General features: G+C 59.9%; 9 protein-coding genes. 2 read left to right on the top strand and 7 right to left on the bottom strand.

The window, feature by feature from the left end:
- Positions 1–355: 355 nt before the first annotated feature.
- Positions 356–1,807 carry a bifunctional 2-methylcitrate dehydratase/aconitate hydratase gene (locus tag DWU98_RS03890; RefSeq protein WP_115494102.1) on the bottom strand — a complete coding sequence of 484 codons (1,452 nt, stop codon included), beginning with the start codon at positions 1,805–1,807 and terminating at the stop codon, positions 356–358.
- 297 nt (positions 1,808–2,104) lie between these two features.
- Between DWU98_RS03890 and DWU98_RS03885 the strand changes: the two genes are divergently transcribed.
- Both DWU98_RS03885 and DWU98_RS03880 read left to right on the top strand, forming a co-directional pair.
- Positions 2,105–2,773, top strand: coding sequence for a TerC family protein (locus tag DWU98_RS03885; protein ID WP_115494101.1), 669 nt, complete (start codon positions 2,105–2,107; stop codon positions 2,771–2,773).
- A 55-nt stretch (positions 2,774–2,828) separates the two neighbouring features.
- A complete protein-coding gene (locus tag DWU98_RS03880; RefSeq protein ID WP_115494100.1) occupies positions 2,829–3,440 on the top strand; it encodes a glutathione S-transferase N-terminal domain-containing protein in 612 nt (203 codons plus the stop codon).
- Positions 3,441–3,499: 59 nt separating this feature from the next.
- Here DWU98_RS03880 and DWU98_RS03875 read toward each other — a convergent pair whose 3' ends face one another.
- From DWU98_RS03875 to DWU98_RS21605, 6 genes are all read right to left on the bottom strand, one after another.
- Positions 3,500–4,363: a hypothetical protein gene (locus DWU98_RS03875; protein ID WP_230474647.1), complete on the bottom strand. Its 864-nt coding sequence runs from the start codon at positions 4,361–4,363 to the stop codon at positions 3,500–3,502.
- A 171-nt stretch (positions 4,364–4,534) separates the two neighbouring features.
- Entirely contained in the window at positions 4,535–5,923 is a 1,389-nt protein-coding gene (locus tag DWU98_RS03870; protein WP_196239460.1) for an acetate kinase, read from the bottom strand.
- A gap of 40 nt (positions 5,924–5,963) precedes the next feature.
- Entirely contained in the window at positions 5,964–6,653 is a 690-nt protein-coding gene (locus tag DWU98_RS03865) for a hypothetical protein (protein WP_147293200.1), read from the bottom strand.
- 8 nt (positions 6,654–6,661) lie between these two features.
- Positions 6,662–7,354: a C39 family peptidase gene (locus DWU98_RS03860; RefSeq protein ID WP_230474646.1), complete on the bottom strand. Its 693-nt coding sequence runs from the start codon at positions 7,352–7,354 to the stop codon at positions 6,662–6,664.
- Positions 7,351–7,734, bottom strand: coding sequence for a hypothetical protein (locus tag DWU98_RS03855; RefSeq protein WP_115494098.1), 384 nt, complete (start codon positions 7,732–7,734; stop codon positions 7,351–7,353). The genes DWU98_RS03860 and DWU98_RS03855 overlap by 4 nt, the downstream gene beginning before the upstream one ends.
- A 125-nt stretch (positions 7,735–7,859) precedes the next feature.
- Positions 7,860–8,828, bottom strand: coding sequence for a hypothetical protein (locus DWU98_RS21605; RefSeq protein WP_147293199.1), 969 nt, complete (start codon positions 8,826–8,828; stop codon positions 7,860–7,862).
- Between the last annotated feature and the right edge of the window lie 92 nt (positions 8,829–8,920).

Raw genomic sequence — 8,920 nt, 5'->3', positions numbered from 1 at the left:
GGCCGCCGTATTGTCCTGCGCGTGAACGGCACCTACGCCGCCCAGGGCAAGAGCGATCAGAAAATATAAGCCCTTACGTTTCATCAGGTGTCTCCTTCTTTCTTTAATGAGTAGGGCAATCGTCCCGCCAAGCGAAATTCGCCTTGGTCACGCAATCCAGACTGCGGCCTAATTCCTTCGACGGCCCACACCCGGCGCGCCCGAGTTTAACAAATTCTAAACGACTTGCAAAATCTCCGGTAACAGACTGTCACACCCTAGTCTGCCTGCCTCATAAATACGCGGAACCCGGATCGGTTCTCACCCATCCGGGCTCTGCCCCTTTACGACCTGAGATTCTCTGCCCCGAACGTCATCACAGCGTGAAGAGGCTCAGGAAATCCTGTACCGGCATGGCATCGAGCGTGGCTGGGCTGGCCGTGGCGTCCAGGATAGCTTTTACTTTATGGGACGGCAGGTGGCCACGCATGGCCGCCTCGAACTTCTTGAGCAGCACCGGAATGCCCTCGGCGCGACGCTTGCGGTGACCGATCGGGTAATCGATGGAAACTTTCTCGGTGCTGGAACCATCCTGGAAGAAGACCTGCACCGCGTTGCCGATGTAGCGCTTCTCCGGATCGAAGTAGTCCTTGGTGAATTGCGGGTTTTCGGTGACAACCATCTTTTCGCGCAAGGCGTCGATGCGCGGATCGGCGGCCACATCGTCGTTGTAATCCTCGGCGGTGAGGCGGCCAAAGATCAGCGGCACCGCCACCATGTACTGGATGCAGTGATCGCGGTCGGCGTAGTTGGCCAACGGGCCGGTCTTGTCGATGATGCGGCAGCCGGCTTCCTGGGTTTCGATCACCACCTTGTCGATCTGGTCGAGCTTGCCGGCGACCTGTGCGTGCAGCTTCATGGCGCACTCCACCGCCGTCTGCGCGTGGAATTCCGCGGGGAAACTGATCTTGAACAGCACGTTCTCCATCACATAGCTGCCAAACGGGCGCTCGAATTCGAACGCCTTGCTCTTGAACGCCACGTCGTAATAGCCCCACGTCTTGGCGGTGAGCGCAGATGGATAACCCACCGCGCCACGGTAAACCGCGTTGATGGCATGCGTAACGGCGCGACGGCAGGCATCGCCCGCAGCCCAGCTCTTGCGCGGCCCGGTGTTCGGCGCATGGCGATACGTGCGCAGCGCGCCGTTGTCGATCCAGCTGTGCGAAACGGCGGTGATGATCTGCTCCTTGGTGCCACCTAGCATCGCCGTGGCCACGGCGGTGGAGGCCAGGCGGACCAGGATCACGTGATCCTGCCCCACGCGGTTGAAGCTGTTGAGCAGCGCGTAGCAGCCCTGAATTTCATGGGCCTTGATCGCATGGGTGAGCACATCGCGCACGCTCAGCGCCTTGCCGCCTTCACGCTCGGCCTTGCGGCTGAGGTAATCGGCGACCGCCAGGATCGCGCCCAGGTTATCGGAAGGATGGCCCCACTCTGCCGCCAGCCAGGTGTCGTTGAAATCCAGCCAGCGGATCTGCGTGCCGATCGCGAAGGCCGCCTGTACCGGATCCAGCTCATGGCTGGTACCCGGCACGCGCGCACCGCCCGGCAGCGTGGCACCCGGAACCACAGGCCCCAGGTGCTTCACGCATTCGGGGAATTTCATCGCCATCATCGCCGTGGCCAGCGAATCGAGCAGCATGTAACGCGCGGTGTCGTACGCCTCGGTGGAATCGATCCGGTAATCGGCCACGTAATTGGCAATGTCGACCATCGGCTGGTCGGGATCGGGACGCTTGGCAGAACGGATATCGTGCGCGCTCATGGGGAGTCTCGCGGTAAGGGAAAACGGAAATTGTAGCGGGGAACGGGATATCGGACATGCTGCAGGCGCGCGCGTCCCTTGACCGCCCCCTCTCCCACGCCGAAAATCCGGACAAACACCCCAAAGGGGAGTAGTTCCGGATGCGGTTCATCGCATCCGCGCGGCGATCGTCATCACGAGCGACACATCGCTCCGGGCGCCGCGGTGGCATCCGCCTGGAACGAGACTTTTGCGGTGATGACAGGTCCGCGCGCGCCTGTCGTCGCCGCATGAGTCCAGCGCGCCAAGGAACCCGGCATGACCTTCCCTACCCACTTGCTCTCCGACTTGCTGACCATCGTGCTGATGGATCTGGTGCTGGCCGGCGACAACGCCATCGTGATCGCGTTGGCTGCGCGCAATCTACCGCGCATTGTGCAGAAGAAGGCTGTGCTGTGGGGCACGTTCGGTGCGATCGTCGTGCGCATCGCACTCACCGTCGCGGTGGTGTATCTGCTGGAACTGCCAGGCCTGATGGTGATCGGCGGACTGCTCTTGCTGCCGATCGCGTGGAAACTGCTCAAGCCCGAACACGACGAACACCAAACCCTTGCTCCGGCCGCAAACTTCTGGGCTGCGCTGCGCACCATCGTGGTGGCGGATGTATTGATGGGTTTGGACAACGTACTGGCGATTGCCGGCGCTGCGAAAGGTCACATGGGACTCGTCATTGTGGGCCTTCTGATCAGCATTCCGCTGGTGGTATGGGGTTCGACATTGATCCTGAAAGTGATCGAACGCTTCCCGGCCATTGTTTATGCGGGGGCAGCGGCCATCGCCTGGACGGCCGGTCGCATGGTCAGTCACGAAGCGCTATGGCGCGCATGGTTCGACGCACACGGGTGGATGAAACACGTGCTGGAAGTGGGCTTGATCATCGTCATCTGCGGGGGACGCTACCTCTTCAATCGTCGAAGGATGACTTGAGACTATCCGCACAGCGCGCGACACTGCGCGGCTCATTACGTCCGATGGAGTTTTCATGAAGCTTTATTACCTGCCTGGCGCCTGCTCGATGGCCGATCACATCGTGCTCGAATGGATCGGCAAGCCTTACGAAGCACACCAGGTCCCGCGCGATGCCCTGCGCTCGGCGGAATACCTCAAGCTCAACCCGTCCGGACAAGTACCCGCCTTTGTAGACGATGATGGTTGGACGCTCACCCAGAACGTCGCGATCCTCAATTATTTGATGGATAAATTCCCGGAAGCAAAACTCGATGGCAACGGCACATCGCGCGAACGCGCCGAAGTGAATCGCTGGCTGTGCTACCTCAATGCCGACGTGCATGCGGCATTCAAGCCGCTGTTCGGCCCGCAGCGTTTCATCGCGGATGAATCGCAGCACACAGCCGTGCAGGCATTGGCCCGCCAGCAGCTGCGCGCCCACTACGAGCGCTTGAATGCGCAACTGGCCGATCGCGAGTGGCTTACCGGTCACCGCTCGGCGGCTGACGCGTATTTGTTTGTCACGCTACGTTGGGCGAAGGGCAAGCAGGTCGATCTCAACGGCCTGGATCACCTGGAAACCTTCGCCGCGCGTATGCACGCCGATGCCGGCGTAAAAGCCGCGATGCAGTCCGAAGGGTTTTGACGAACCGCCCGCCCGGGGCCGGCCTTTTCTTTTGCTTGCCGTCGGCTCCGGGGGTTCACTTAGAAACGTAAGCGCAGAAATACCGACGGGCCATTCATTCGCATCGCCAGCGTATCGTTGTAAGCGGGGTGCCCCTGATGCACGTCGATACGCGTGTAATCGTATTCCGCTGCGAAACCAAGATTCTGCCAGGGGAACCATTCCAGGCCGAGCGCGCCGTTATAGATGTGGCCGCCCAAGTGATTGCCGTTCTTCTTCACACCTGACGCATTGATATACATGCGCAGGTTGTTGCTGAACGCGTGCCGCCAACCGAGCTGCAGTTCCGGCGCCCAGGCGCTGGCGGTGGTGTGTGTAGCGGCATAAGCCGTCGATGAAAATCCCACCGTGGGGATACTCACTGAAGCTTGCCCACTGATGCCCGCGTACACGCGGTAGTACGCCGCCCCGATACCGACGCCGAACACGTCGTTGCTGTGACCGAACCACCACCGGTAGGCCGCATCTCCGAATTGGAAATTGACGCGTCCAGTCACGGAGGCGGCCGCATTGAACGTATCACCGTTAAAACCGATGGCCGTGTCCAGCGACTTGGTTCGCGCCTGGTCGATCCGATAATAGTCGAACGAAAAGCCCTGGCTCTCGCCGAGCAGAAAATCGAAACGCGCATGCGGCACGGTCTGGCTGGAAGGAAAGCCGAGATCGTGTTGAAGGTTGAGTTTCCCTTTGACGTCCGGATTGTTGAGCCCCGCGCTTACCGTGGTGCTAGTGTCGGCAGCGTACGCGCCAAGCCACAGACTCACGCGATCGAGCGCAGGAGAAACATTCATATCGGTGTTATCGGCGAACGCCGCGGTGCTCGTCAAGACAAGCGCGGCGAGCAAACATCGGCGGCAACCACGATGCAGGGCGGTATGGCGCATGGAGACAACTCCCTTGGCTTCTGGCACTAACGTGCCTGGAACGATAGGAGTGCCCGATACTAGATATCTGCAGTGTGCAAGGGTCGTGCAAAACGCGGGATTTTTTTGCGCACGCCGCACTAACGTGCGCATCGCATTCAGCGATGTGAGGCCCACTCACTCATGCCGCGCTCAAAACATCATCGGCATGCGCACGATGACCGTCGCATCCGGCGTGTCGCGCGTCACGCCCACGCCCAACGTAAAGTTCAAGGTGCGCTTGTCGTTGAAGCGATACGAGCCACCGATCAGCAACGAACCCAGCCATACCTTGGTCGAGCCCGGTAGCTTTTGTCCGGATTCAGACGTAGGCCCCAGATACGTCTGATCATAGCCGATGCTGAGGGATGCTTTGTCGTTCAACGCCATGCCCATGCCGATACTGATGTCGCCCTCATTGCCCATCTTCACATTGCCCAGATATTGCGTGCCGCCCAGCAAGATGTGCTCGTAAACATTGTGACGCTCGACGTTGTACAGATAACTGAAGTTGCCGAAGAAGACGACGGGATCCGATGGAAGCAACCACGTCATGCCCGGTTGCAAGGTATAGAAACCCGTACCCGTCGGCTGTTGGATGGGCAGGCCCGTACCGGTGAGATTCTCCACGCAGCGTGTTACGCAATCCGTCGTCACCTGGAACGGATCGGTGCCAGTGTGTGATTTGAATCGGAACCAGCCAATGTAATAGGCGTTGTCGGCGCCACCATTGTTAAGTTGGTAGCGGAGGGTTGCTTCGATGTCACCCAGCCCTTTGCCGCTGGAACCGAACACATTGTCCTCGGCCGAACCGGTGAGCACTTCGCGACTTACTGTATCGGTATGCGTATCCACATACGGCACGCGCACTTCCAATTCCATGCGATTGGTAAGGCCGTAGCGTGCAGTGAGAATCGCTGTCTGCGTGGTACTACGCACCTCGCGCACGTCGATCAGGCCGATCAGAATCGCAGGAATGATGGTGTAACCCACCAGCGCGACGCGGTCCGCGGTGGAATAGCCAAACTGATAGGTTGGCTCGACCACTATCTTATGCTTCGGGGTCAGCACACCCGGCTGCTGGAAAATCGGCGCCACTTCGGGAGGGCGTGAATTTTCCGCTGGCGCCTGTCCAACCGGCGTCGCTGGCGAAGACTGACTTTGCTGAGCGGCCTGCATGTCCGCGGACGGCATCGGCAATGCGTTAGCTCCTGCTCCGCCTGCCGCGATGTTACCGCCACGCTGTTGATTCAGCACATCCATACCCACGGCATGCCGCAGCGCTTTGTAATCGGCCTCCTGTTGCGTGAGCTGGCGCTGGAGTGCGTCGATCTGGCTGCGCATGGCCTCGATACGCTGCCCTTGCTCCAGCAAGCGCTGCTTGATCGCAGGTGATGATGCAGCGCTCGTGTCCGTAGCGGCCGCCGATGCATCCTGCGCGACAACGCCCCCGCAGGATGCCATCAGCCCCACGCATCCGGTCACCCACAGCCACGGTCTGCCTATCGCGTTACGCTTCCCGTACCGATCCATCTTCTTCATGGTGTTGTCCCCGTGAAGCATTGAGACCGAGGTCTCCGTATCAATGCGATAAAGCCTGCAACTGCTGAGCGTTCTGCAGGCTCTGCTGTAAAGCCTGGCTACGCATTGCGTTGAGCGCGCTGATCGCGACATTCAACGTGGTCAGGCTGCTGATGACCTGATTGTTGACCGTGTTTTGGATCACCGTCGCCGCACTCGCCTGCGACGCGGAAGCTGGCGTGATGGTGCTGCTGACGATGGGACTGGTCAGTGCGTTCTGCGCCACGCTTGCCGCATTCGCCTGCGTAGAGGGCGACATGACACCAGCGCTGGATGCACCATTGATGGCGCCACTCACTGCGCTTTGCACCGTCGAGTTCACGAAAGACGTCACGGACGATGGTGCGTACGTATTGCCCTTACCCACTTGCACATCCACCGTGCCGAGCGCTTCGGCCAGCGATGTCGCTTGTTGCGCAGTGATGTGCGCAAGATCGGGAATAGTTACATTGACGTATGCAACCAGGTTGCCATCAACGTACACCGCACGCTGGATTCCAAATGACACCTGCAACCCATTGCCAAGATCAAAGCCGCCGCGTACGGCATCCAATTTGTCCTTCGAAACGGGCACACCGAAGCCAGCGACCGGCCGCAACATCGAGAAGCGGTCCTGCGCGTGCGCCATCGAGACACAGCCCAGAGATCCGAACATTCCCATCACACATAGCGAAAGAGCGTAGCGTTTCATGGCTAACCTCATATGTCGCCGGGCCCATACTTGGGCATCGTGATCGTGTCCAGACCGCGCCGATCGATACCCACCCCCAGCGGCGCTATCGGCGCACTACGCCAGTCGCTATCGGCATTGAAGTGCGCCAGCTCGCGTCGGTTGTGAATAACGAACACCAGTCCGTTCTTCCACAACTGATCGAAACGGTCCAATGGAATCGCCCGCGTTCCACGTGCAGGGTCACCGACCAGGACACGCCCATAGCGCACGCCCTTGATCACCACGAAATGGTGATAGCCGCGATCCTGGATAAGCACGATGGCGGGGAGATTCGCCTGCTGCAATTGTGCAAGGCTGGCGTGGAAGCCATCCGCATCGAACCCGATGCTTTGCAGATAGAGCTTGATATCCAGCAGGGAAAAACCTTCTTTGTTGATCTTCTTGCGATCGCCATGGGCATACATCTGCTCAAACACGACTTGCTCGTTGACCGGATAGTCGTATTGATAGGTAAGCAGCGTTGCCACCGCCGCCGAGCCGCAACTGAAATCGTACTTTTGATGGATCGTGTTGCGGTATTTCACTTCCTTCAGCGTGGTGATGTGCAACGTATAGGTCTGCCCGGCGTTGTCGTTCAACGACATGGTCGACGCCTGCGCACCGTGCGCGGCCGTCGCACCGACCAAAAGCGTGAGCAACGCCGGCATGATGTGCTTCATGGTTTCAGCTGCACATTGACGATCACGCCGGTTTGAATAAGCACATTGTTGCCGGTGTTTTGCACCACCGACGGCAAGCCCGCCGCATTGGAAAATGCATCACCCGTGAGCGTATTGTCACCGGTGGTCACGTGGCTTGTGGTGTCGTTGCTTACCGTGCCGGTAATGTTCATGTTGTTCTGCACGAGGCCACCACCGCTGTAATGCTGCAGCGTGTTCGCGCTCACCGGCGAACCCAAGCCGTTCACCGCCACCGATGGCGTAGGCGACTGCTTGTCGCTGTGCCGGACGGCCACTGCGCTGTCGGGAGCGTTTGCTGCGAGCGCCCCTGCAGCCACGCAAAACAACGCCAGCCCTATGAGGGATTTCGAACGAGCCATGGCATCACTCCGATCGTATGGGGCGCATTGCATGCGAATCCGTCCCGGCTGGCGGCGTACGCCGCCAGCCGGTCCACGCAACCTGGCGGAGCGATGTGCACTCCGCCAGATCGATCAATCGCCCATCAATGGCCGCCCACGTTCAGATTGGCCTGGACTGTTACGCCTTGTTGGATCAACGCTGCCGCACCGCTGTTCTGCGCGATGGTGGTAATGCCGGCCGCTGCAGACGCCGCGCCATCCATCGTGTTGGACATATCGAACGAACCGGCGTCGGCCATCGTGGTACCACCGTTGCCGCCGCTGCCGCCAGATGCGCCGCTGCCAGCACCGCCTGAGCCTGAGCCACCATCACCGGCTGATCCACCGTTGCCGCCAGCACTGGCCACCATGCCGCTGGTGCCACCGGTTGACGTACTGTCGCCGCTGGTGGATGTGGCCGAACCTGAGGTTACGGTGCCACCCGTGGAGGTAGCGCTGCCGTTGGTGGCGGTACCACCCGTGCCATGCTTTCCTGCATTGGCTGATGCATCGCCGTTGCTACTCCATGCACCCGCACCCTTCGCACCGCTGCCCGACAACGCATCGCCGCTGCTCGCGCCGGAACCGCCAGCATGGCCGCTGTGTGCATAGGAGTCACCACCGGAACCGCCATCACCGCCGCTACCGCCGCGGCCGTTTCCGCCGTATCCGCCACCGCCCTTGCCGCCTCTTCCGCCATTGGCGTTGCCGTTATCCGTAGCGGTGTTGCCCAGACCTGATACACCAACATTGGAAACCGATCCGTCCAAGGTGGTGTTGGCAATGGCTTCGCTAGTGTTGAAGGCATCACTCACCGACGAATAGGCTGTTCCGCCATTGTTGGCGGCGGACGTCCCCATGCCGTCACTGTAGACATCGCCACTATTGCTGCGGTCGTCACCGCTGTTGGTGCTGGTGTGCGTATTCGTATGCGTACTGGAATTGGTGTGTGTACTGGAGTTGTTACCCTGGTTGGAGTTGTTGTTGTACGAGTTGTGGTTGTTCTGAGCCATAGCCGGGAGGGCAAGTCCCAAGCCGAGCGTCAATGCTGTAAAAAGAAGAGTCTTGCGCATAAGGATTCCTCCCGGAACGGATGCGGTAACCCCCTGTTTTTTTCGCTTCGACAGCTTCTAAATGTGGCAAACCGCGTGCCACCCCGAGACGG

Origin of the sequence: Dyella monticola, from assembly GCF_003363155.1 — a bacterium.
Classification (GTDB): domain Bacteria; phylum Pseudomonadota; class Gammaproteobacteria; order Xanthomonadales; family Rhodanobacteraceae; genus Dyella_B; species Dyella_B monticola.
Note: the sequence above shows the minus strand (reverse complement) of the source record. Positions and strands in the feature narration are given on the sequence as shown.

Coding starts and splice junctions, on each gene's coding strand:
- DWU98_RS03890 (WP_115494102.1), bottom strand. CDS start 1,807: ATGAGCGCGCACGATATCCGTTCTGCCAAGCGTCCCGATCCCGACCAG.
- DWU98_RS03885 (WP_115494101.1), top strand. CDS start 2,105: ATGACCTTCCCTACCCACTTGCTCTCCGACTTGCTGACCATCGTGCTG.
- DWU98_RS03880 (WP_115494100.1), top strand. CDS start 2,829: ATGAAGCTTTATTACCTGCCTGGCGCCTGCTCGATGGCCGATCACATC.
- DWU98_RS03875 (WP_230474647.1), bottom strand. CDS start 4,363: ATGCGCCATACCGCCCTGCATCGTGGTTGCCGCCGATGTTTGCTCGCC.
- DWU98_RS03870 (WP_196239460.1), bottom strand. CDS start 5,923: ATGAAGAAGATGGATCGGTACGGGAAGCGTAACGCGATAGGCAGACCG.
- DWU98_RS03865 (WP_147293200.1), bottom strand. CDS start 6,653: ATGAAACGCTACGCTCTTTCGCTATGTGTGATGGGAATGTTCGGATCT.
- DWU98_RS03860 (WP_230474646.1), bottom strand. CDS start 7,354: ATGAAGCACATCATGCCGGCGTTGCTCACGCTTTTGGTCGGTGCGACG.
- DWU98_RS03855 (WP_115494098.1), bottom strand. CDS start 7,734: ATGGCTCGTTCGAAATCCCTCATAGGGCTGGCGTTGTTTTGCGTGGCT.
- DWU98_RS21605 (WP_147293199.1), bottom strand. CDS start 8,828: ATGCGCAAGACTCTTCTTTTTACAGCATTGACGCTCGGCTTGGGACTT.